Raw genomic sequence first — 247 nt, 5'->3', positions numbered from 1 at the left:
CGACAGTGCCTGGTTGCCGCCGAACGCCTTGGAGACCCCCTCGGTGCGCAGCAGCGCACCGTCGAGCTTCTCGATCTCCACCGGAACGGCCTCCGCCCGACGCACGCCGGTCTTGGCCTTCGCCGCATTGTCGGCCTTCCGCAAGAGGCCCCGCAGAAGCCCCGCGAGTCCCCCGGTGAAGGCCACACCGCCGATGAGCAGGAACGCACCGGAGATGATCAGCCCGAACTGGCTGAAGTTCGTCGAC

At 68.4% G+C, this 247-nt stretch carries 1 protein-coding gene; it reads right to left on the bottom strand.

Translation table 11 applies throughout. From position 1 onward, the window contains the following. Positions 1 to 247 (bottom strand): hypothetical protein (locus SB658_RS26450; RefSeq protein ID WP_410603467.1); only part of this gene is annotated, 247 nt, incomplete at both ends.

Source organism: Bacillus sp. SIMBA_008 (assembly GCF_046535495.1).
Lineage (GTDB): Bacteria > Bacillota > Bacilli > Bacillales > Bacillaceae > Bacillus > Bacillus subtilis.
The sequence above is the reverse complement of the archived record's forward strand: the minus strand, read 5'-3'. Positions and strand labels throughout refer to the sequence as shown.